19 protein-coding genes are annotated in these 21518 nt (G+C 61.1%); 9 read left to right on the top strand and 10 right to left on the bottom strand.

Translation table 11 applies throughout. The features are described from left to right. Positions 1-3: 3 nt before the first annotated feature. The 3 genes from WNY80_RS08030 to WNY80_RS08020 are packed head-to-tail and all read right to left on the bottom strand — an operon-like array spanning position 4 to position 2118. Positions 4-1053 (bottom strand): aldo/keto reductase, encoded by a 1050-nt coding sequence (locus tag WNY80_RS08030; RefSeq protein WP_342886822.1) that lies wholly within the window; start codon positions 1051-1053, stop codon positions 4-6. After that, positions 1040-1396 (bottom strand): TIGR04076 family protein, encoded by a 357-nt coding sequence (locus tag WNY80_RS08025; protein WP_342886821.1) that lies wholly within the window; start codon positions 1394-1396, stop codon positions 1040-1042. The genes WNY80_RS08030 and WNY80_RS08025 overlap by 14 nt, the downstream gene beginning before the upstream one ends. Further along, a complete protein-coding gene (locus tag WNY80_RS08020; RefSeq protein ID WP_342886820.1) occupies positions 1393-2118 on the bottom strand; it encodes a GntR family transcriptional regulator in 726 nt (241 codons plus the stop codon). The genes WNY80_RS08025 and WNY80_RS08020 overlap by 4 nt, the downstream gene beginning before the upstream one ends. Before the next feature lie 98 nt (positions 2119-2216). Between WNY80_RS08020 and WNY80_RS08015 the strand changes: the two genes are divergently transcribed. From WNY80_RS08015 to WNY80_RS07995, 5 genes are read left to right on the top strand one after another with little or no spacing between them, the layout of a single operon-like run. Beyond that, positions 2217-2999, top strand: a complete 783-nt coding sequence (locus WNY80_RS08015) for an ABC transporter ATP-binding protein (RefSeq protein WP_342886819.1) — start codon at positions 2217-2219, stop codon at positions 2997-2999. Beyond that, a complete protein-coding gene (locus WNY80_RS08010; protein WP_342886818.1) occupies positions 2996-3727 on the top strand; it encodes an ABC transporter ATP-binding protein in 732 nt (243 codons plus the stop codon). The genes WNY80_RS08015 and WNY80_RS08010 overlap by 4 nt, the downstream gene beginning before the upstream one ends. Further along, on the top strand, positions 3724-4638 hold the full coding sequence (locus WNY80_RS08005; protein WP_342886817.1) for a branched-chain amino acid ABC transporter permease: 915 nt from the start codon (positions 3724-3726) through the stop codon (positions 4636-4638). Before WNY80_RS08010 ends, WNY80_RS08005 begins: the two co-directional genes overlap by 4 nt. Next, the gene (locus WNY80_RS08000) at positions 4639-5604 is read left to right on the top strand and encodes a branched-chain amino acid ABC transporter permease (RefSeq protein ID WP_342886816.1); all 966 of its coding nucleotides are present in this window, start codon (positions 4639-4641) and stop codon (positions 5602-5604) included. After that, a complete protein-coding gene (locus WNY80_RS07995) occupies positions 5601-7067 on the top strand; it encodes an aldo/keto reductase (RefSeq protein WP_342886815.1) in 1467 nt (488 codons plus the stop codon). The genes WNY80_RS08000 and WNY80_RS07995 overlap by 4 nt, the downstream gene beginning before the upstream one ends. 12 nt (positions 7068-7079) lie before the next feature. On the opposite strand, the gene WNY80_RS07990 is transcribed toward WNY80_RS07995, so the two are convergent. The 7 genes from WNY80_RS07990 to WNY80_RS07960 form a co-directional block, all read right to left on the bottom strand. Beyond that, positions 7080-8384, bottom strand: a complete 1305-nt coding sequence (locus WNY80_RS07990; protein WP_342886814.1) for an FAD-binding oxidoreductase — start codon at positions 8382-8384, stop codon at positions 7080-7082. 1 nt (position 8385) lies between these two features. Further along, positions 8386-10008, bottom strand: a complete 1623-nt coding sequence (locus tag WNY80_RS07985; protein WP_342886813.1) for a choline dehydrogenase — start codon at positions 10006-10008, stop codon at positions 8386-8388. Positions 10009-10022: 14 nt separating this feature from the next. Further along, positions 10023-10880: an ABC transporter permease gene (locus tag WNY80_RS07980; protein WP_342886812.1), complete on the bottom strand. Its 858-nt coding sequence runs from the start codon at positions 10878-10880 to the stop codon at positions 10023-10025. Further along, positions 10880-11746, bottom strand: a complete 867-nt coding sequence (locus WNY80_RS07975; RefSeq protein WP_342886945.1) for an ABC transporter permease — start codon at positions 11744-11746, stop codon at positions 10880-10882. The genes WNY80_RS07980 and WNY80_RS07975 overlap by 1 nt, the downstream gene beginning before the upstream one ends. Positions 11747-11759: 13 nt before the next feature. Next, positions 11760-12884 carry an ABC transporter ATP-binding protein gene (locus WNY80_RS07970; RefSeq protein WP_342886811.1) on the bottom strand — a complete coding sequence of 375 codons (1125 nt, stop codon included), beginning with the start codon at positions 12882-12884 and terminating at the stop codon, positions 11760-11762. 119 nt (positions 12885-13003) lie between these two features. Further along, positions 13004-14080: an extracellular solute-binding protein gene (locus WNY80_RS07965; RefSeq protein ID WP_342886810.1), complete on the bottom strand. Its 1077-nt coding sequence runs from the start codon at positions 14078-14080 to the stop codon at positions 13004-13006. A 236-nt stretch (positions 14081-14316) separates the two neighbouring features. Continuing rightward, positions 14317-15789 (bottom strand): PLP-dependent aminotransferase family protein, encoded by a 1473-nt coding sequence (locus WNY80_RS07960; protein WP_342886809.1) that lies wholly within the window; start codon positions 15787-15789, stop codon positions 14317-14319. Positions 15790-15902: 113 nt separating this feature from the next. On the opposite strand from WNY80_RS07960, the gene WNY80_RS07955 reads away from it, so the two are divergent. The 4 genes from WNY80_RS07955 to WNY80_RS07940 all read left to right on the top strand — a co-directional run bounded on the left by WNY80_RS07955 (position 15903) and on the right by WNY80_RS07940 (position 21514). Then, positions 15903-17018: a mandelate racemase/muconate lactonizing enzyme family protein gene (locus tag WNY80_RS07955; protein ID WP_342886808.1), complete on the top strand. Its 1116-nt coding sequence runs from the start codon at positions 15903-15905 to the stop codon at positions 17016-17018. 3 nt (positions 17019-17021) lie between these two features. Beyond that, complete coding sequence (locus tag WNY80_RS07950; RefSeq protein WP_342886807.1) at positions 17022-18515, top strand: aldehyde dehydrogenase family protein; 1494 nt, start codon at positions 17022-17024, stop codon at positions 18513-18515. A 98-nt stretch (positions 18516-18613) separates the two neighbouring features. Then, on the top strand, positions 18614-19606 hold the full coding sequence (locus tag WNY80_RS07945) for an aldo/keto reductase (RefSeq protein ID WP_342886806.1): 993 nt from the start codon (positions 18614-18616) through the stop codon (positions 19604-19606). 123 nt (positions 19607-19729) lie between these two features. Beyond that, positions 19730-21514 (top strand): sugar phosphorylase, encoded by a 1785-nt coding sequence (locus WNY80_RS07940; protein ID WP_342886805.1) that lies wholly within the window; start codon positions 19730-19732, stop codon positions 21512-21514. Positions 21515-21518: the final 4 nt, after the last annotated feature.

Below are 21518 nucleotides of genomic sequence, written 5' to 3'. Positions count from 1 at the left end.
GGCTCAATGCCCCTCTTTGTTCAGATTGTATTTCATCACCGAGCCGTGCTTGCCGTTGCGGTCCCGCTCCAGCGTGTAGACGTCGCCCGGAACCGGATTGGCCCGCGCCAGCACGGCATTGATCTGGGCAAAATCCTGCCCGGTGAGTTCGATGCCCGGGATCGCCAGGTTGCGGTCGAGATGATTGCGGTTGCGCGCACCGACAATGACAGCGGCCACGCCGGGACGTTCGAGAACCGCCCTACTGGCGATCGAGGCAATGTCGCTTCCATGCCGCTCAGCCACTTCAGACAAGGCCTGCAGCAGTTCCTGGAACAGCGCCCAGCCACCGAACTCGTCGACAATGAGCTTGTACTTGACCAGCGATCGGTTTTCGAAGGGCGGCGTCAACTCGGGCACCCCGAGCATGCGCTCGGAGAACAGCCCGCCACCCACTGAACCGTAACAAAGCAGGCGCACACCGTGTTCCATTGCTGCGGCGACCATCGAACGCGACGGCCGGTCATCGATCAGCGAATACTGCACCTGCATCGACACCAGCGGCACACCTGCATTGATGATCCGCAGCATTTGTTCCGTGTCGAAATTGGTGCCGCCAATATTGGCGATCTTGCCCTCCTGCCGGAGTTCGGCAAGCCAGGTCGCCACTTCCACCTGCCGGTCTATCTCGTAGTCCCACCAGTGGAACTGGACCAGGTTGAGCTCCTCCATCCCGAGGCGCGTCAGCGAGGTATCGATGCCCTCGACCACATCTGCCTTCGTCATGGTTCCGAGTTTGCCCAGATCCGGAACGAACTTCGTGTGAACCTTGACTCGGCTCAGTGCCTCGGCGCCCCGGACACGCTCGTATTCCTTCCGGAATCCGCCGATCAGGGCTTCCACCCCGGTATAGATGTCGGCGCAGTCGAATGTCGTGATCCCCGCATCCGCAAACGCGATCATATCCTCGATGCTGGTCTGCCGGTCGATATCGCCATGCCCGCCGGCCAGCTGCCAGCCGCCCTTGATAACACGTGAAATCCGGTGTCCCGGCGCCAGGTCATAGATCTGCATTGTCGTCTCCCAGTGGCACGGCAGTGGTCTCGGCATGGTTGAAACGCCTGAGCTTCGTACGGGTGATCTTCAACCGCGACGGACAGTGCGGGTCCGGGCAGGCAATTTCCGCGTCGGTCGACATCCAGTCATTCGGATCAGTTTTGCGCTGCTTGGCCGCAAGCAGCGGCAGCACGGATGCCAGAGAGTAGATCGAGATCCCCTGTCCCGGCGGCAGATGCAGCATCTCGCCGCGCAGTTCGAAATAATCGCCCACATTTGCCCCGCACCAGATCTTGGCGCCTTCTGGTGCAACCACCTCCACCTTCAGATCCCAGAGCTCGAAGCCACCATCGCTGCTCATGACACACCTCCATGGCCCTGGTTCCAGAAATCCGGCTCGGCTCTTTCGAGAATGGCGAAGGACTGGCTGATGTCAGCCGTCAGTTCACTGGCAACGCGGACTTTGTCCCCCGCGGCGATCCCCTCGAGAATACCCCGGTGATGAAGTGTGGCTGCCGAATCCGTAAGCGGGCTGTGCAGCTTCGCGGCAGCACGGACATAGGGTCCCGCCTGCATCCACAGGCTTTCAACGATCGGCATGAACACCGAAGAACCGGCAGCCTTGTAAAGCTGGAAATGGAAGGCATGATTGAGTGTGGCGACATCCTGCGGGTCGCGGGTCTCCTCGTACTCGGTCGTCAGCATTTCCAGCCGCTCGATATCGGAAGGTGTCAGATTGGCAATCGCCCGCGCGGCAAGTTCGCTTTCGATCAGGGTACGTGCCTGGGCAATGTCGCGGGCCCGTTCCAGTGTCAGCAACGGCACCCGCACCCGCCGGTTCGGCATTGCTTCCAGCGCCCGCTCCGACACAAGCCGGGCCAGCGCCTCGCGCACCGGCATCGAACTGACCGACATGCGTTGAGCCACGTCACCCGCAAGAAAGATCTCGCCGGCATCGAAACGCGCCTGGATGAGAGCATCACGGAGCTGCCGGTAAATCCGGTCCTGAACCGTCTCACGACGGACAGGCGCCAGCCCGTCGAGCCCGGGTCCGTCAAATTTGGAGGTGGTCTGAATGTTCATTCCGACAATGCCCGCCTTGCTCGTTTGGTTCTTTACTTTAGGCATCAAACATGATCCTGTAAATGATAAATGATAGTTGATCAACTTTGATTGAGGCCATGACCGGATCCAGTCAGCCCCCCATTCTCGAGGCCCGCGGCATCACCAAATCCTTTGGTGGCTTCTGCGTGGTCAACGACATCTCGCTGGACCTGGCCGCGTCGGAAATCCTCGGCGTGATCGGACCCAACGGCGCGGGCAAGTCCACGCTCTTCAACCTTTTGGCGGGCGCCCTGCCGATCGATGCGGGCAGCATCCATCTTGCCGGCAACGACCTCTCGAATGCCCGCCCGGAAGCCAGAATTCGTTCAGGCCTCGGCCGCACCTTTCAGATCCCCCGGCCGTTCCCGCGCATGACGGTTCTCGAAAATGTCATGACGGCGGCCCAGAACCAGCGTGGCGAAGGCCTGCTCGCCGCATTGACCGCGCCGCGCCAGGTTGCAGCACAGGAGCGAAAGAATGCCATCCGCGCCCGTGACCTGCTCGATTTCGTATCGCTCTCGCATCTTGAGGATCAGCCCGCTGCCGTGCTCTCGGGCGGACAGCGCAAACTGCTGGAACTCGCCCGCGTGCTGATGGCCGAACCAAAGGTCATTCTGCTCGACGAACCCGCAGCCGGGGTCAATCCCGCTCTTCTCGACCTGATCATCGACCGCATCCACGCCATCAACGAACTGGGCATCGCCGTGCTGCTGATCGAGCACAACATGGAAATGATCGCCCGGCTCTGCCCGCGTGTCATCGTCATGGCCGCAGGCAAGGCATTGGCCGAGGGCGCGCCTGCCGATGTGACCAAGCGCGCCGATGTGATTGATGTCTACCTGGAAGGGATGCCTGTATGACCGCCTTGGCCGTTGCCGGTCTGCACGCCGGCTATGACCCGGATCTCCCTATCGTCAAGGGTGTCAGCTTCGACATCGCCAAGGGCGAGGCTGTCAGCATACTTGGCCCAAACGGGGCCGGAAAATCCACCATGATCAAGGCCATTGCCGGCCTTGTTCCGTGTTTTGGAGGCAGTGTACGGCTGGGACAGACCGATGTCACCGGGCTCGCCTCGCATGTGCTGGTTCGCAACGGCATGGGGTTTGTCCCCCAGACCGAGAACATCTTCACCCGGCTGACCATTCTCGAAAACCTGCAGATTGCAGCGCAATTGCTGCCGAAATCCGAGCGCGCAGACCGGATCGGGGCAATGCTCGACATGTTTCCTGATCTTGCCGCCCGTCCGGGAGAACTGGCCGGGGCACTTTCCGGCGGACAGCGCCAGATGCTCGCCGCCGCCCGCGCACTTTTGACCGAGCCGGAAGTGCTCATGCTCGACGAACCCTCCGCCGGCCTCTCCCCCAAGCTGGTCGGCCAGGTTTTCGACACCTTGCGCCGTATCTCGGAAGCCGGCGTGACACTTGTGCTGGTCGAGCAGAATGTCCGTGCAGCCCTGGCGCTCACCGGACGCGCACTGGTTCTCGTTGACGGCAAGCTCGCCCATGACGGCCCCACGGACACCCTGCATGACGGCAAGCTGCTGGGCGAACTGTTCCTCGGCCATCGCGCCCCGGAGGCGTCCACATGAACCCGCAAGCCATCATTGACGGACTGATCTCCGGATCGACCATTGGCCTCGGCGCCATCGGCCTGACACTGACCTATTCGATCCTGCGTTTTGCCAACTTCACCCATGGCGATTTTCTCGCCTGGGGCGCTTATCTGACGCTGACCGTGGCGGGGATTCTTGGCGGACTGGCTGCCGGGCTTGGCGCCCCGGTCTATCCGTTCAGCTTCGGATGGGGACTTCCTCTCGCCATGTTTGGCGGCGTGCTGCTGACGGTGGCGCTGACGCTGGGACTGGACCGCATTCTGTTCGGCAGGCTGAGGGCTCGCGGAGCGGATGCAATCATCATCGTCATGGCAAGCTTCGGCGCCTCGATGGCGCTCCGGTCGCTGCTGGAGTTCATCTTCACCGCCAAGCCGGCCTACTTCACCAAGGCGCTGCAGATTGCCAAGCCGCTGGGCCTCGGCATGCGCGCCACGCCTGACCAGTTGCTGGTGATTGGCCTGACCGCAGTTTTGGTCGTCATCCTGCATCTGCTCGTCACCCGCAGCGCCACCGGCAGGGCCATGCGCGCGGTATCGGAAAACCCGAGCCTTGCCGGAGTTTACGGTGTCGATGTCGAAAATGTGATCCGGGTCACCTGGATCATCGGCGCAGGATTGGCCTGCATCGCCGGCGTCATGGCAGGCCTGCTGGTGCAGATCCGTCCCTACATGGGTTTCGATCTGCTGTTGCCCTTGTTCTCCGCAGCCATTCTCGGCGGCATCGGCTCGATACCCGGCGCCATGCTGGGCGGGTTGATGATCGGGCTCGCCGAGGCCTTTGCGGTCCAGATTGTCGGTGCGGAATGGCGCGCAGCCATCTCCTTTGTCATTCTTGTACTGGTGCTGATGTTGCGCCCGCAGGGCCTCTTTGGCCAGAAGGGGGCGTGAATGGAAATCCTCGCCTACGCCGCGTTCTTCCTCACCATAGCGCTCACCTATGCAATCATCTGCCTGGGATTGAATGTGCAATGGGGACAGACGGGACTGTTCAATGTCGGCATCGCCGGCTTCGTCGGCCTCGGCGCCTATGTCTCGGCCGCTCTCACCACACCTGACGCAGTCGAACGCATCGGCGGTTTCGACCTTCCCATTGCTCTTGGCTGGCTGGCAGCCATGGCGGCAGGCGGCATCCTGGCCCTGGCGGTCGGCCTGCTCACCCTGAGAATGCGCTCCGACTATCTGGCAATCACCACCTTCGGAATTGCGGTGGCGCTTCAGCTTGTCTTCCAGAACACCGAAAGCCTCACCGGTGGTGCTTTCGGCATGGCCTTCATTCCCCGCCCGTTTTCCAGCCTGCAGGGAGAAGCCTTCGCTTTCAACGCTCTCAATCTGGCGCTGACGGCTGCAGTCGTCCTCGCCTGCTACCTGCTGCTCGAACACCTTCTGCGCAGCCCCTGGGGCCGCGCGCTGCGTGCCGTGCGCGAAGACGAGGTTGCTGCCCAGGCGCTCGGCAAGAATCCGGTCCTGCTGCGCATTCAGGCCTTCGCCATCGGCGGCGCGATCATGGCGCTGGCCGGGGCTGTGCAGGCACATTTCATCGGCTTCATCGCGCCTGGCAATTACCTGCCGATGATGACTTTCCAGGTCTGGGCCATGCTGATCGTCGGCGGCTCCGGCAACAACCGCGGCGCCATCCTCGGTGCGGTGCTGGTTTGGGCCATCTGGGCACTCTCGGGGGCGCTGATCTCGGAGATTTTCCCGGCCGATCAGCAGGCCCGCGCCGCATCGCTGCAGATCGTCGTCATCGGCGTCATGCTGTGCGTCATTCTACTGTGGAGGCCGCAAGGCATCTTGCCCGAAGTGCGCTCCGTATCGCGCCATCTCGGTCGCAGCAACAAGGACATTGAAACATGAAACCCGACCGCAAGGAACTCGCCCCCGGCCTTTCGATCAGCCGTATTCTGACCGGCCTGTGGCAGGTTGCCGACCAGGAGAAGGATGGCGTCACTCTTGACCCGGTAGCCGGTGCAAAGGCGCTTGCAGACTATGCCAGGGAAGGCTTCGACACCTTCGACATGGCCGATCACTACGGCACTTCGGAACTGATCACCGGCGAATTGCTGCGCAGCTGGCAAGGCGGCGAGCGTCCCAGAGCCTTTACCAAGTGGTGCCCCGAGCCCGGCCCGATGACCGCCGAAATCGTCCGTGCCGGAGTGCAGGACCGTCTCGACCGTCTTGGCGTCGAGCGCGTTGACCTCTTGCAGTTTCACTGGTGGACATTCGAACACCCGGCCTGGCTCGACGCCCTGCACGAGATGAAGCGGCTGAAGCAGGAAGGCCTGATCGGTGAAATCGGCGTGACCAATTTCGACGCCGCCCATCTCGATCTGGCGCTCGCTGAAGGCATTCCGCTGGTTTCAAACCAGGTCTCGTTTTCACTGATCGATCGCCGTGCCGCGGGGCATCTCGCCGACGTTTGCAAGAAACACGGCGTGCAACTGCTGGCCTACGGCACCCTGTGTGGCGGTTTCCTGTCTGAACGCTGGCTCGGCAAGCCCGAACCGGAAGCAGTGAAAGACTGGAGCGGCTCGAAATATCTCAGGTTCATCCACGCCGCCGGAGGCTGGGCAGGCTACCAGGGCATTCTCGAGGCGGCCGATGCGATTGCCCGCAAGCACGGCGTCTCGATCTCGAATGTCGCCACCCGGTGGGTTCTCGAACATGCCCATGTCGCAGGCGTCATCGTCGGAGCACGGCTGGGCGAAAACCAGCATCGCGCCGACAATCTGCGGCTGTTCCAATTCGAACTCGACGCCGATGACCACGCGCTCCTGGATCAGGCCTTCATTGCGACCCGCATGATTCCCGGCGATTGCGGCGACGAATACCGCCAGCCGCCGTTCCTCACCGCATCGGGCGATCTGAGCCATCACCTGGCCGAGATGCCAAGCGCCATGCAGGCTGTCACCGATCCGGACAATCCGGACCGGGCGCGGGTCTTTTCCGGCTCGCTCTGGGAACCGATCGCCGGCTATTGCCGTGCTCTGCGCGATGGTGACCGGATCATGGTCTCGGGCACGACCGCCACCCACGGCGTTGACCGGACGGTTGCGATCAACGATTCGGGCGCCCAGACAACTTATATTCTCGACAAGATTGCAGCCTCGGTGCGGGCACTTGGCGGAGATCCGGAAGACATTCTGCGCACCCGCATGTATCTGCGCAGCGAGGAGGACATCGAGGCGGCAGCCCGCGCTCACGGACTTCGCTTCACCACCAACCCGCCGGCCAACACCACGTTTCTCGTCGGCAATCTGATCGGCGATTTCAGAGTGGAGATCGAGGCCGAAGCCGTCGTCAGCAAGAAACGCGAATAGTCGCCGCCCGGTTCAGATCCCGAGCCGGTCCCGCAACCGGTAGACAGCAACCGACGGAGCCAGGAACCATGGCTTTCCGGTGTAGAGTGGCCGTGTCTGGAACGAAATCTGGCTGAAAGCACCCAGATCCGGATCAATACCTGCGGCAGCCCTGCCTAGCCTCGATCCGAGATAACCGGCCATGCCGACACCGGAACCGCAATAGCCCATGGAGTAGTAAAGGCCCTTGTCTTCGCCGCAATGCATCAGCGTGTCGAAGGTGAAGGCCACGATCCCGGCCCAGGAATGGCTGATGCGGGTGTGGGCGAGTTCCGGAAACAGCCGGGCAAGCTCGGCCAGCAATTTCGGCCCGCTCTTGCGCGGATCGGTCTCCTGCAGCGACACCCGGCCGCCAAACAGGATGCGCTTCCGGTCCGGCGACGGCCGGTAGTAGTAAACCAGCTTGCGTGTATCCGAGAGGATGCGATTGGTGGGAAACAGCCGGTCCATCACCTCCGCGGCAATTTCTTCCGTCGCGATGACGTAGGAGCCGATCGGGATCACCCGCCGCTGCTGCCAGGGCGACAGCGGCCCGGTATAGCCATTGGTTGCGATGATCACCTTGTTGGCGCGAACCCGTCCCTTGTCGGTCGAAACTTCAAATCCGTGGGCTGTTCGTTCGAGGTCGTTGACCCGGCACCGGCTGATGATGCTGGCGCCTGCAGCCTTTGCCACACCGAGAAGCCCCGCGTGATATTTGCCGGGATCGATGCTGGCATGTTTCGGAAAGACGATCCCGCCGTAATAGGCGTCCGTACCAAGCTCGTCATGCTGACTGTCACGTGGCACCATGAAGGCCCCGGTCTCGAAACCCGGGTGACGGACCTCGCAATCCTGCGCCAGCTTGTCGTACTGGCCTGCCGTATGCGCACCGTGGAAACGGCCGACAACTCCGAAATCGCAGTCGATTTTTTCCTCGTCCACGAACCGGGCAACGTGATCAAGCGAAGCTTGGCCTTCCTTCAGGATGGCAACCGCACGGGCTTCCCCGTAGCGCCGTTTGAGCGTCGAGAACGACGGTTTGACGCTGGTCGAAATCTGGCCGCCATTGCGGGTGCTGCACCCGAAGCCTGCGGCTTCCGCATCCACGACAACCGTTTCCAGACCCGCGCGCGCGGTCTGCACGGCCACATGCAAGCCGGTATAACCCGACCCTATGATCAGGACATCGGCAGTCGCCGGCGGCTTGGCAAGATCATCGGGCTGCCGCGGACTCGCATCCCACCAGTAGGGCGTGGGCTTGAAATCGGGACTGAAACAATCGCTCGGCTTTGCCATCTTATGTTCCTGCGTGATCGGAAAGGATCATGTCGGCGCCTTTTTCCGCCACCATGATTGTCGGCGCATTGGTGTTACCGGACGTCACCGTCGGAAACACCGATGCATCGATCACCCGGAGATTTGCCAGCCCGTGCACCTGCAGCTTCGGATTGACGACACTGTCACTGGCATTCTCGCCCATGCGGCACGTGCTCACGGGGTGGAAAACAGTGCCGGCGCGTTCGCGGATATCGGCAATCATCTCTTCGTCGGTCTCCACCTGTCGTCCCGGCCGGATCTCTTCTTCGAGGATTTCCGCGAAGGCCGGAGCCGCGGCAAGCCTGCGCAGGAACCGTGCCCCCTCGAGCTGCTCGGCCACGTCGTGATTGGTCGACAGGTAATTGGGATGGATTGCCGGCGCGTCGAAGGGGTCGGACGATTTCAGGCCCAGATGACCCCGGCTGGTTGGCCGCGTCGGCTGCGTTCCCATGATCACGCCGGAAAACGGATCCGGGCTCATCAGCGGCCGTTTCCCCGGAGGCGCCTTGGTGTAGCTGACCGGCGAAAAATAGAGTTGCATGTTGGGACGTTCCAGTTCCGGGCGCGTCCGGATGAAGCCGCCCGCCTGGTTGACCCCGAGGGAAAGCGGCCCCCTGCGCCTGAGCACGTAGTTGATACCGTGGCGCAGCTTTCCGATCAGCGGCCTGAGGTCATCATTGAGTGTACGCACCTTCGCCCTGTAGGTGTGGTCGATGCACAGGTGATCCTGCAGATGCTGGCCGACATTCGGCTGGTCATGCACCACCTCGATGCCGTGCTGCTTGAGCGTCTCAGCCGAACCGACACCGGACAGCATCAGCAGTTGCGGCGAGTTCACCGATCCGCCCGACACAATCACTTCCCGCGCCGCGTAAGCCCGTTCGGTCTTGCCGTTGCGGACATATTCCATACCGGTGGCACGGGTGCCTTCAAACAGGATCCGCGTCGCGTGGGCGCGTGAAATAACTGTCAGATTGGGCCGCCGGCGCGCCGGGTGCAGATAGGCCCGCGCCGCCGACATGCGGAAGCCACCTTTGGCCGTGTTCTGATACAGCCCGATGCCTTCGTTGGTGGCGGCATTGAAGTCCGGAGTGTAGCTCAGCCCGCATTCTTCCCCTGCCCGGATGAAATTCTGGCAGGTCGGGTGCAGGTCCCGTTCCATGGTCGAAACATACAGCGGTCCGTTGCCGCCGCGCCATTCGGTTTCACCCTGATCGCTGGTTTCGCTTTTCTTGAAATAGGGCAGCACCTCATTCCAGCCCCAGCCGGGATTTCCCATCGCTGCCCAGTCATCGAAATCTCCGGGATGGCCGCGGATATAGACCATGGCGTTGATCGACGACGATCCGCCAATCACCTTGCCGCGCGGCCAGTAGCTCACCCGGTTGCCTGTGCCGGGATCGGGCTCCGATTGGTACATCCAGTTGATGCGTTTGTCATAGAACGCCATGCCATAGCCGATCGGCATGAAGATCTTGAAGTTGAGGTCATGCCCCCCGGCTTCAAGCAGCAGCACCGAGTATCTGCCGTTCTCGCTCAGCCTGTTGGCCAGCACGCATCCTGCCGAGCCGGCGCCGACAATCACGAAGTCATAGGTCTGCACTGGGTGCGTCCGTTTCAGGTTTGGGGTTTGTCGCGTTGGACCAGGATCGATACCAGCGCCAGAAGCGCCGATCCGACCATCAGGAAGAACGAGACCGCGTTGAGCACCGGCGTCGAGCCAACCTTGACCATCCGGTCATACATGGTGATCGTCAGCGGTGCTTCCGAACCGACGAGAAACAATGTGGTGTTGAAGTTCTCGAACGAGACCAGGAAGGCAACGATGCCAGCCGCTGCCATTGCAGGAAACAGGAAGGGAAGCGTGATCGTCCTGAGCACCCGCGCCCGGCTGGCGCCAAGATTGAACGCAGCTTCCTCCATCGATTCATCGAACTTCTTCAACCGGGCAATGATCACCAGCGAGGTGATAGTGGTGATAAAGGAAAACTGTCCCAGAACCACGAGAACGATACCCGGACGCAGGAAGTCCAGATCCAGCGACAAGGCTTCTTCCGCGCCATTGGCTATATTGCTGGCAAGCAACAGGATGGAGATGCCGAGGATGACGCCGGGAATGACCAGCGGCAAGACCATCATGATGTAGAAGAAGTCCTTGGCCGGAAACTTGCAGCGCACGAACAGGAACGCATTGCAGGTACCGACGAAAACCGAAAGCAGCGACACGAAGCTGGCGATGACGAAGGAATAATAGAGCCCGCGCAGCAACCGCCGGTCATGGAACATGCCCAGTTTCGGCTCGGAATCGTTGAAGAACCAGTCGAGCGTGAATCCCTGCCACGGCAGCGACGGAAAGACCGAGTCATTGAAGGCGAACATCCCGGCGGCCACCAGCGGCGCGGCCAGGAACACGAAGAATGCGGCCACGTAGATCCGGTAGCTGGTCAGGAAAGCGGGGTTGGGTTTGATAGCCATCAGCTTCGCGCCACCGTGGAGTTGAGGGTCTGACCGGAGAGCTTCAACCCGCCCCAAACCACCAGCGATGTGAATGCCAGCAGCAGGAAGCCGAACGCCGCACCCGATTCCCAGTTGTAGCGGGTGATGAACTGGTCATAGATCTGCTCGGTAAACCAGCTCGAGTTCTTGCCGCCCAGCAGGATCGGCGTCAGGTAGCTGCCAGCTGTGAGCATGAACACCACGATGCAGCCGGAGACGATGCCCGGCATTGCATAGGGAATGATGATCCGCCTGAGCACGGTCGGACCGTTGCCGCCGAGATTGTACCCCGCCTCGATCATCGAATCGTCCATGCCGTCCAGCGTCGAGACCAGCGGCACGATCATGAACAGGATCACCGTGTAGACCAGTCCCATGATCACCGTGGCATCGTTGTAGAGAAATTCGATTGGCGTGTTGATGAGCCCTGCCCACTGCAGGCTGCTCGAAATGATACCGGTCTCCCTGAGCAGCAGGATCCAGCCGAAGGCACGGATCAGGTCGCTCACCCATAACGGGATCAGGCACATCAGGAACAGCGCTCCGCGGGTCCGGTTGCCGGCGATCTTGGCGATGTAATAGGCGATCGGGAAACCAAGCAGCAGCGCCAGCGCGGTGACCAGCAGCGACATCGACCCGGTCCGGAGCAGCGTGTTCCAGTAGATCGGCTCGGTGAAGAAATTGATGTAGTTCTCGAGCCCGAACTCATACACCCGCGGCCCGACCTTCTCCCGCAGCGAGATGTAGAACATCCCCAGATGCGGCAGGATGATGAGCAGCACGATCCAGAGCGCAAACGGCGCAAACAGCAAGATCAGCGACAGACGCTTGATATCTCTTTGCATCATCGTGCCGCCCTCAAGCCTTGAAGCTCATGGTCTGTTCCGGCGACCATGAAAGCGTGACGTCATCCTTTGGCTTCAGGTCCTGCGGTCCGCCCGTCAGAACGACATCGGCCTCGATCAGCTCGCCGGCCCGGTCCCTGACCAGAACCCGGCTGTTGGCGCCATTGAACAGGATGCTGTCCACCTTGCCATCGATCACGTTCTGACCGTTGCCTGCCCCGTTTGCGGGGCCACCGGCCTTTTCAGCCGTGATGAATTCGGGGCGGACAAATGCACTGACCTTGTCGCCGACACCGGGCGCACCGGCACCGCGAATGGATCCGCGCATGGCCAGGCCGGCCTCGGTTTCCACCTCGACCGTACCGCCCTCGACACGCGTCACCCGGCCCGCCCAGCGGTTGGTGTCACCGACGAACCCGGCCACAAAGGCCGCCGAAGGGTTGTGGTAGAGTTCCTGCGGCGTACCGATCTGGACAAACTTGCCCTCGTTCATGATCGCGACATTATCCGACATCACCAGCGCTTCCGACTGGTCATGGGTGATGTAGACAAAGGTCGTGTCGAACTGGTGCTGCAACAGCTTCAGCTCAATCTTCATGGCTTCGCGCAGCTTCAGGTCCAGCGCGCCGAGCGGTTCATCGAGCAGCAGCACATCCGGGTCCAGAACCATGCAGCGGGCAATGGCGATGCGCTGCTTCTGGCCGCCGGAAAGCTGGGTGATCTCGCGATTGGCAACGTCAGGCAGCGAAATTCGTTCGAGAACGTCGTGCACCTTGGTGCGGATCACCTCTTTCGAGGCTCCGGCGCAGCGCAGTCCATAGGCGATGTTCTCGTAGACATTCATCATCGGGAACAGCGCCAGATGCTGGAACACCATCTTCACATTGCGCCGGTTCGGCGGCGTGCCGATCACCGAATTGCCCTTGATCCGGATATCACCGGAAGTCGGGGATTCGAAACCCGCGATCATCCGCATCAGCGTGGTCTTGCCACATCCCGACGGACCAAGAATGGAAAAAAACGAGCCCTTGGGGATCTCGAAGGAGACGTCATCAACGGCCCGCACGGAGCCAAAGTGCTTCTTGACCTGGACACATTCCAGATCGTTCTCGGTGGTAGCCAAATCGTTTTCGGTCATTGATTGCATCGAGTGCCCAGTGCGGTGACGTCAGGAATTATTGATGGTTTCTTGATGCGGCTGCCCGAAAAACCGGGCAACCGCATATTCTTCACGAAAGCAAAATCGTGGTGCCGGACTTATTCCGAGCCGGTGGCAGCCTTGATCTTCTCAAGCGTCTTGCCTTCCATATCTTCGACACCGGCAGGGATATTGGCGAAGAACTTCAGGTTGTCGATGTCCGCATCGGTAAAGGCGGCGTTGACGGCAGCCTTCTTGTCGTCCGGCAGAAGATCCTTGCCGCCTTCGACAGCAGCGATCGCGCCGGTGCTTGCCGACATGATCTTCACGTTTTCCGGCTCGAGCACGAAGTTGATCCACTTGTAAGCGGCATCATCGGCCTGACCCTTGCGCGGGATCGCGAAAGTGTCGATCCAGGCCAGCGCGCCGGTCTTCGGCGGCACGAACACGATGTCCTTGTTCTCGCCATAGAGCTTGTAGGCGGTCGAGTCCCAGGTTTCCGACGCAACGATCTCGCCCGACATCATCATTGCCGAAAGGTCGTCGCCGCCCTTCCAGTAAGCCTTGAGGTTGTCCTTGCACGAAATCAGCTTGTCGGCGACCTTGTCCAGAATGGTCTGGTACTTGTCGAGATCGGCGTAGGCAGCAAACGGATCTTCACCCATGTCGAACGCCATGCCGAGCAGGATGGTGCGCTTCAGGCGCATCGAGGTCTTGCCCTTGTACTGCGGATCGCAGAGATCGCCCCAGGCCTTGACGTCCGGCGCCAGCGCCTTGTTGGCCATCAGGCCGGAAGTGCCCCACTGGTGCGGAACCGCATAGACTTCACCGTCGATCGTGGTGTTGGCCTTGACGCCATCAAGCAGCTTGGCCTGCATCGCCTCAGTGTTGATCTTGGACAGATCAAGTGGCTTGTAGATGTTGTATTCCTGCTGCACCGCATAAATGCGGTCGTGGCTCGGCTGGGCCAGATCGAAACCTGCACCGCCGGTGGCACGCAGCTTGGCAATCATTTCTTCGTTGTTCGAGAACGTCACCTCCACAGTAATGTCGGGATATTTTTCCTCGAACTTCTTCACCAGCTCGTCAGGAGCATAGGAGCCCCATGTCAAAAGGCGCAAGGTCTCGGCCTGCGCCGGCGCTGCTGCCATGACGGTGGTGGCCAAAAGCCCGGCTATTGCTAGTTTCATGATCATGTTGAACTCCCTTTGAACCCTCTGAATATCAGCGCATTATTGCTTATAACTCGCGCGGATGACAAGAAGCGTAGTCCCTCATTGGACTGCACCGCATATCCATTATAGATATTTTTCCATACCAATTTGTGACACTCCGCCACCCGGTTCCAGACCATTGCACCTGAACCAAACCACGGCAACCATGGCAAGGGAGTGAGGCGTGGATTCCTGCCAGTCTTCACGGGAAAATGGCTTTAGGCAAACAATTGCGCCATCACGTCCAGCCCCTGCTTGATCTCGCTTTCGCTCGCCGCCCCGTAACCGATGACGACTCCCTTGCGGTCGATCGGATCAAGGCAGTAGCGGCCGATACCCGACAGGGTAAGACCCGCCCTTGTTGCGGCGCTGACGAACTCCGCCTCCTCCCTCGCCGGGTCCTTGAAAAATCCCACCGTATGGAAGCCCGCCGATGCACGCTGGATGTGCAAGTGCGGCTCGATCTGCCTGGCATGCGCGTGAAGAATCTCATGGCGCTGCTTGTAATGCTGGCGCATGGTTCTGATATGCGTGGCGAAATGCCCTTCATCGATGAAATCGGCAACGATGGCCTGCGGCCAGGTCGGAACCCCGCTCAGCGCGGCGGAAAAAATTGTCGACATCGCCTCCACCATGCTGGCCGGCGCCACCAGGAAGCCGAGGCGAAGCGAGGGAAACAGGGTTTTCGAGAACGTGCCGACATAGATCACCCGGCCATTGGTATCGATGCTCTTGAGCGTCGGCAGCGGCTGGTCGCCGAAATAGAAGTCGCCGTCATAGTCATCCTCGACAATGAAGGCATCCGCCTGGTCCGCCGCATCCAGCAAGGCCAGCCGCCGCGAAAGACTGAGCACCTTGCTCAACGGCTGCTGGTGCGAGGGGGTGACAAAGGCCAGCCTGAAATCCGGTGCTTTCGCAAGCCCCTCCTCGACCACGATCCCCTCCTCATCGACCGGTACGGCAACCAGTTCCGCTCCACATGAAATAAAGGCATTGCGCGCGCCGATCGCGCCGGGATTTTCAAACCACACCTTCTCGCCCCGGTCGAGCAGCATGCCGCCAATCAGCGAAAACGCCTGCTGCGCCCCGCCGACGATGAAGACCTGCTCCGGATCGCACTGGATCCCCCGGGTGGCATTGAGATGCGTGGCGATAGCGGCCCGCAGGCGGGGCAAACCATAGGGATTGCCATAGCCCATCACCGCATCCCGGTCGGATCTCAGGTGCCGGGCCGAAAGCCGCGCCCATTGCGCCATCGGAAATGCATGCAGGGCCGGCAGCGCGGTGACGAAGGCCTGGGACTTGTGCGGCAACCGCCGGCGCTCGGCAAACTTCGCCCGGGCGCGGACGGTCAGGGGCGACAGTCGCGGCAGCCGCTCCGCGTCGATTGCCGCCGCTTTCGGTTTCACCGGCGTCCGCCCGGTCATCGTGTGACTGACGAATGTGCCCGCCCCGATGTGCGATTCCAGCATGCCTTCAGAGATCAGGCGGCTGACCGCATCAAGCGCAGTCGTCCGCGACACACCCAGTTCGGAAGCCAGGGTTCGTGTCGCCGGCAACCGCTCGCCGCCTTTCAGTCCACCCGACAGGATGATGTCGCGCAGTCCCATGTAGAGTTGCACACTGATTTTCCGGTCCAGGCTTCTGTCGATCCTGATCGCGGAGAGGATTGCTCCTGCCTTGGTTTTCATGGCGCCTCTCGTTGCAGATTAAATTGGTCTGGAAGCTTTGCGAGATTGGACCTTATCGTAAGTCCAATCGACCCGCTACGGTTTATCAAAACGGCGGCATGGAATTGCAAGATATGAAAATCACCGACATTGAAACCTTCACCAACGAGTTTGTCTGCTTCGTCAAGGTGACGACGGATACAGGCGATATCGGCTGGGGCCAGGTGGCGCCCTACTATGCCGACATCACGGCACAGATCGTGCACCGGCAGGTCGCCCCCTACGCGCTTGGCCAGTCCGCGCTCGACATAGATTACCTGGTCGACCTGATTCCCGAGAAAGAGCACAAGTTCCCCGGCTCCTACCTGAAGCGGGCCATTGGGGGTCTTGATACAGCACTGTGGGATCTGCGTGGCCGGCTCGAAGGCAAACCGGTCTGCGAGCTGATTGGCGGCACGCCCGGAACAATCCGCGCCTATGGCTCGTCGATGAAGCGCGACATCACCCCGAAGGAGGAGGCCGCACGGCTGAGCCGCCTGCGGGACCAATTCGGTTTCGATGCCTTCAAGTTCCGCATCGGCGCGGAATGCGGCCGCGGCAAGGATGAGTGGCCCGGCCGCACCGAGGAAATCGTCCCCACCATGCGCAAGGCTATGGATGACAGCGTAGCACTTCTGGTTGACGCCAACTCCTGCTACTCACCGGACCAGGCCATCGAGATCGGCAAGCTTCTGCTGGACAACGGCATCAGCCATTTAGAGGAACCCTGCCCCTACTGGGAATACGAGCAGACCAGGCAGGTGACCGAAGCATTGTCGGCGATGCCCATCGATGTCACCGGCGGCGAACAGGACTGCGAACTGCCCAACTGGCGCTGGATGATCGACATGAAGGCGGTGGACATTGTTCAGCCCGACATCTGCTATCTCGGCGGCCTGACCCGCACCCTGCGGGTGGCCGACATGGCGCACAAGGCCGGCCTGCCCTGCACGCCACACTGCGCCAACTGGTCGATGGTGACGCTGTTCACCATGCATATGCTGCGCGCCATCCCCAATGCCGGCAAGTATCTCGAGTTCTCAATCGAGGGTGACGATTACTATCCCTGGCAGGACGGCCTGTTTGTCGAATCGCCCTATGCCATCGTCGACGGCAAGGCGACCGTGACCAACGCGCCGGGCTGGGGCGTCGAGGTCAGCCCAGCCTGGCTCGCGCAATCCACACACCAGATCAGTTCGCTGGGAGCCTGACAAATGCTCACACAACCCGACAGCCTGCTCAAATACATTGAAGACGCCAGCGGCCTGCGTTTGCCCGACGGCCATTTCATCGATGGCGGTTTTCGTGCCCCGCGCGCCGGGCGCTCTATGCAAAGCGAGGATCCCGGACGCGGCGAAGCCTTTGCCGATTTCGCCCGCGGCGACGCCGATGATGTCGCCGACGCTGTCGCAAGTTCACGCCAGGCCTTCAACACCGTCTGGCTCAGAACCCCGCCGGCCGAACGCGGCCGCATCCTCGCGAGGACAGCCGACCTGATCCGGCGCAACACAGAGCGGCTCGCCATTGCCGAATGCCTCGACAGCGGCAAGCCGATTGCCGAGGCCCGCGGCGATGTTTCCGGCGCGGCCAGAACGTTCGAATACTATGCCGGTGCCTGCGACAAGCTCGAGGGGCATGTCTTCCCGCTGCCATCCGAATATGTCGGCTACAGCCAGTTCGAACCGGTGGGTGTGACCGCCCATATCATTCCGTGGAATTTCCCGATCTCGACCGCAGCCCGCGGCATGGCCCCTGCACTCGCCGCCGGTTGCACCGTTGTCGCCAAGCCTGCCGAGCAGACGCCGTTCACCGGGCTTCTTCTGGCCGAATTGCTGGTCGAGGCCGGATTGCCGGCCGGCGTCTGCAATGTCGTCACCGGCACCGGCATCGAAGTTGGCGCTCCGCTGGTTGCCCACACCGGCATCGATCACGTCACATTCACCGGTTCGGTCGCCACCGGCACAAGTGTCATGCACGCCTGTGCCGAAAACGTCACCCGGTCGGTGATGGAGCTGGGAGGCAAGTCGCCGGTTGTCGTGCTCAATGACTGCGACTTCGACAGCGCCATCGCCAACGTAGCCGGCGCAATTTTTGAGCACGCCGGACAGATCTGTTCCGCCGGATCCCGGCTGGTGATCGAGGCGGGCATTCATGACCGCTTTGTCGAGGCGCTCGGCAAGAAGGCATCATCCATCTCCCTGGGGCACGGCCTTCGCTCACCCGGCATGGGACCGGTGAACTCGGCGTTGCAGCGCGACAAGGTCCTCGGGTTTCTCGACCGGGCGCGCGAACGCGGCGCGGAATTTGTCTGTGGCGGGCACGCATCGACCGATCCCGAAACCGGGAAAGGCTACTTCGTCGAACCGACGATCGTTGCCGACCGGCAGGCAGACGACGAACTGGTGCAGGAAGAGATATTCGGCCCGGTTCTCACGGTCCAGAAAGCCGACGATGCCGAACATGCGCTGCATCTGGCCAACTGCACCCGCTTCGGACTGGTCGCCGGCGTCTTCACCGGCAACTTCTCCAGGGCCCACCAGCTCGCCCGCGATGTCGATGCCGGGCAGGTCTACATCAACGAGTATTTTGCCGGTGGCGTCGAAGTCCCCTTCGGCGGCAACAAGCAATCGGGGTTCGGCCGCGAGAAGGGCCTCGAGGGTCTGAAGAGCTATTGCAAGGTCAAGAGCATCGCCGCCCGCATTGGCTGACCCGCGCTGCGCCCCGTAGAGGGGACGCTGAGCTGGCCTGAGCGGAAAAATACCGAGGCGAATTGTCCGACACGCTGTCTTGGTTGTAAAGGAGCGGGATGGAACACCGTCAACTTGGACAGTCCGGCCCGAGCGTTTCCGCGATAGGGCTTGGATGCTGGAATTTCGCCGGACCCTACGGCCCCACAACCGAGCAGGAAAGCCACGAGACCCTGGCCGCGGCCCGGGATCTCGGGATCAACCTGATCGACACCGCCAACGTCTATGGCATGGGCGTATCCGAGACGGTGATCGGCAATTACCTCAGAAAGCACCCCGGCCATTTCCGGGTTGCGACAAAAGCCGGCATTCGCCGCGATCCAGCCACCGGCGCCCGGCACTTCGACAATTCGGCAGACCATCTCAGAAGCGAGCTTGAAGCTTCGCTCGGCAAGCTTGGCGTCGACCATGTCGATCTCTTCTATGTCCACCGCCGCGAGGCTGACCGCCCGATCGAGGAAGTTGTCGGGACGCTTGAGCGTTTCAGGCAGGAAGGCAAGATCGGCGGTTTCGGCTTTTCCGAAATCGCCCCGAGTTCGCTCAGGCTGGCCCATGCGGTTGCCCCGGTAGCGGCCGTGCAAAGTGAATATTCGCTCTGGACCAGACAGCCGGAGATGGGAATGATTCAGGCTTGCAGGGAACTTGGCGTTGCTCTCGTCGCCTTCTGCCCGCTCGGCCGCGGCATTTTCGCAAGCCAGGCGCCTGATCGGTCGACCTTCGGCGAGGCCGATTTCCGCAAGGCCAATCCAAGGTTCCTCGAACCAAACCTGACCCGCAACATCAACGCGGTCGCACCGTTCAAGGCCTATGCCAGCGACCTCGGCACAACGCCGGTCGCCCTTGCAATCGCCTGGCTTCTCAGCCGCGGAAATCATGTAATTCCGATCCCGGGCACACGTTCGGCCAGCCACCTGCAGGAATGCGCGAAAGGCACTGAACTGAAAATCGGCGACATCGAGCTGGCCGAAATCGCCCGGATACTCCCCCCGGGCTTCGCCCACGGCGACCGCTACTCACGCGAACAGTCCAACGGCGTCGAAGGCTACTGCTGACAGCTCGTCAACGGCAGGCTTGATCAGCATCCGCCCCCACCCGGCGGCGGTGCGCCTGTCCGTGTTTTTGGGAAACCCGATAAACCGGGTTGCTACCGGATCAAAAATGCATAAAAATTGGACATGGATGTTTTTTATGCAGATACGCCCGAAAAGCCACTAGCGCTTCCCAAGCCAATTCCCCGCAGATTGCGCGACGGGCTGCAAATGCTGCTCCGGTCAATCTACCCGGACAGCGATCAGTCGGCTCTGCTGGAACAGACCATTGCGGCTTTCTGGCCCGGAGATGAGCAGCCAAGGCGCCGGGGTCGCGCACCGGCCAACACGCTGTGGTCCGAACAGGACAGCTACGTCATCACCTACGGCAACAGCTTCGTGAATGGCGAACACAAGCCGCTTGACCTGCTGTCCGATTTCCTTGAAAGCCACCTCAAGGGTACCGCCACCGGCGTGCATATCCTGCCTTATTTTCCCTACACGTCCGACGACGGCTTTGCGATTACCGACTATTACGCGGTCGACAGCGGGCTGGGCGCTTGGGAGGATATCGGTCGCATTGCCGACAATTTCCGGCTGATGTCGGACCTGGTGATCAATCACTGTTCGAGCCAGAGTACGTTTTTCAACGAATATCTCCTCGGCCACGCGCCTTACGACAAGTTCTTCTTTGAAGCCTCACCGGACGACGATCTCTCCATGGTGGTTCGCCCCCGCGCCCACCCCTTGCTCCGCGAGGTTGAAACCGCGGGCGGCACCCGGCATGTCTGGTGCACTTTCAGCCATGATCAGGTGGACTTTGATTTCTCAAATCCCGAGGTGTTGCTCGAATTCCTGCGGATCCTCCGCTTTCATATCTCCAGGGGCGTCAGGACACTGCGGCTGGACGCGATAGCCTTCCTCTGGAAGGAGGTCGGCTCCCCGTCGATCCATTTGCGCCAGACCCACGAGATCGTCCGGCTGATCCGGCTGCTTGCCGATTACACCGCGGAACCCCTGGTGCTTCTCACCGAGACCAATGTGCCCAATGCCGAGAACCTGAGCTATTTCGGCAATCGCAACGAAGCCCACATGGTCTACAATTTCTCGCTGCCGCCCCTCCTGCTTCATGCCCTGCTTCACGGTACGTCGAAACATCTCAACGCCTGGCAGATGTCGATGCCCCCGGCGCAGCTCGGATGCACCTATTTCAATTTCACCGCCTCGCATGACGGCATCGGCATGCGCCCGGCGGAGGGTCTCTTGAGCGAAGAGGATATTCAGCGGGTCATCGACACTGCGGTCAACTTTGGCGGCCTTCTCTCCATGCGCAAGATGCCCGATGGCGGCACCCGTCCCTACGAGATCAACATTGCGCTGTTTGATGCGCTGAAAGGCACGATCGAGGGCGAGGACCAGTGGAACGTCGAGCGGTTTCTCTGCAGCCAGATCATAGCCATGGGGCTTGAGGGTATTCCGGGGTTCTACATTCACTCGCTTCTCGCCACCGGCAACGATCATGACGGCGTCGAGAAGTCCGGCCACAACCGTGCAATCAACCGCCACCGCTGGCACTACCCCGATCTGCTCGCGCAACTCGACGATGCGGAAAGCCGCCATGCGCGGGTCTTTTCCGCCCTGACCTCTATTCTCAAAACCCGTTCAAGGCAGGCCGCGTTCCATCCCAATGCCACGCAGTTCACGCTGCAACTGGGCGAACAGTTCTTCGGTTTCTGGCGGCAGAGCATCGATCGGTCGCAAAGCATCTTCGCAATCCACAATCTCACCAACCAGACAACCTCCATTCCCCTCATGTCACTCAACCTGATCGACGGAGACACCTGGACAGACCTGATCTCCGGCGACGACATCCGGGAATTCGGCGGAGAACTTGAGTTCGCGCCATACCAGTGCCGGTGGATCACCAATTGATGGT

The organism is Hoeflea sp. AS16, assembly GCF_038900095.1.
Taxonomy (GTDB): Bacteria; Pseudomonadota; Alphaproteobacteria; order Rhizobiales; family Rhizobiaceae; genus Hoeflea.
This window is presented reverse-complemented; position numbering and strand designations above follow the sequence as displayed.

Excerpts from the sequence above, each read along its gene's own strand:
- WNY80_RS08030 (WP_342886822.1), bottom strand. The coding sequence starts at position 1,053 with ATGCAGATCTATGACCTGGCGCCGGGACACCGGATTTCACGTGTTATC.
- WNY80_RS08025 (WP_342886821.1), bottom strand. The coding sequence starts at position 1,396 with ATGAGCAGCGATGGTGGCTTCGAGCTCTGGGATCTGAAGGTGGAGGTG.
- WNY80_RS08020 (WP_342886820.1), bottom strand. The coding sequence starts at position 2,118 with ATGAACATTCAGACCACCTCCAAATTTGACGGACCCGGGCTCGACGGG.
- WNY80_RS08015 (WP_342886819.1), top strand. The coding sequence starts at position 2,217 with ATGACCGGATCCAGTCAGCCCCCCATTCTCGAGGCCCGCGGCATCACC.
- WNY80_RS08010 (WP_342886818.1), top strand. The coding sequence starts at position 2,996 with ATGACCGCCTTGGCCGTTGCCGGTCTGCACGCCGGCTATGACCCGGAT.
- WNY80_RS08005 (WP_342886817.1), top strand. The coding sequence starts at position 3,724 with ATGAACCCGCAAGCCATCATTGACGGACTGATCTCCGGATCGACCATT.
- WNY80_RS08000 (WP_342886816.1), top strand. The coding sequence starts at position 4,639 with ATGGAAATCCTCGCCTACGCCGCGTTCTTCCTCACCATAGCGCTCACC.
- WNY80_RS07995 (WP_342886815.1), top strand. The coding sequence starts at position 5,601 with ATGAAACCCGACCGCAAGGAACTCGCCCCCGGCCTTTCGATCAGCCGT.
- WNY80_RS07990 (WP_342886814.1), bottom strand. The coding sequence starts at position 8,384 with ATGGCAAAGCCGAGCGATTGTTTCAGTCCCGATTTCAAGCCCACGCCC.
- WNY80_RS07980 (WP_342886812.1), bottom strand. The coding sequence starts at position 10,880 with ATGGCTATCAAACCCAACCCCGCTTTCCTGACCAGCTACCGGATCTAC.
- WNY80_RS07975 (WP_342886945.1), bottom strand. The coding sequence starts at position 11,746 with ATGCAAAGAGATATCAAGCGTCTGTCGCTGATCTTGCTGTTTGCGCCG.
- WNY80_RS07970 (WP_342886811.1), bottom strand. The coding sequence starts at position 12,884 with ATGACCGAAAACGATTTGGCTACCACCGAGAACGATCTGGAATGTGTC.
- WNY80_RS07965 (WP_342886810.1), bottom strand. The coding sequence starts at position 14,080 with ATGATCATGAAACTAGCAATAGCCGGGCTTTTGGCCACCACCGTCATG.
- WNY80_RS07960 (WP_342886809.1), bottom strand. The coding sequence starts at position 15,789 with ATGAAAACCAAGGCAGGAGCAATCCTCTCCGCGATCAGGATCGACAGA.
- WNY80_RS07955 (WP_342886808.1), top strand. The coding sequence starts at position 15,903 with ATGAAAATCACCGACATTGAAACCTTCACCAACGAGTTTGTCTGCTTC.
- WNY80_RS07950 (WP_342886807.1), top strand. The coding sequence starts at position 17,022 with ATGCTCACACAACCCGACAGCCTGCTCAAATACATTGAAGACGCCAGC.
- WNY80_RS07945 (WP_342886806.1), top strand. The coding sequence starts at position 18,614 with ATGGAACACCGTCAACTTGGACAGTCCGGCCCGAGCGTTTCCGCGATA.
- WNY80_RS07940 (WP_342886805.1), top strand. The coding sequence starts at position 19,730 with ATGGATGTTTTTTATGCAGATACGCCCGAAAAGCCACTAGCGCTTCCC.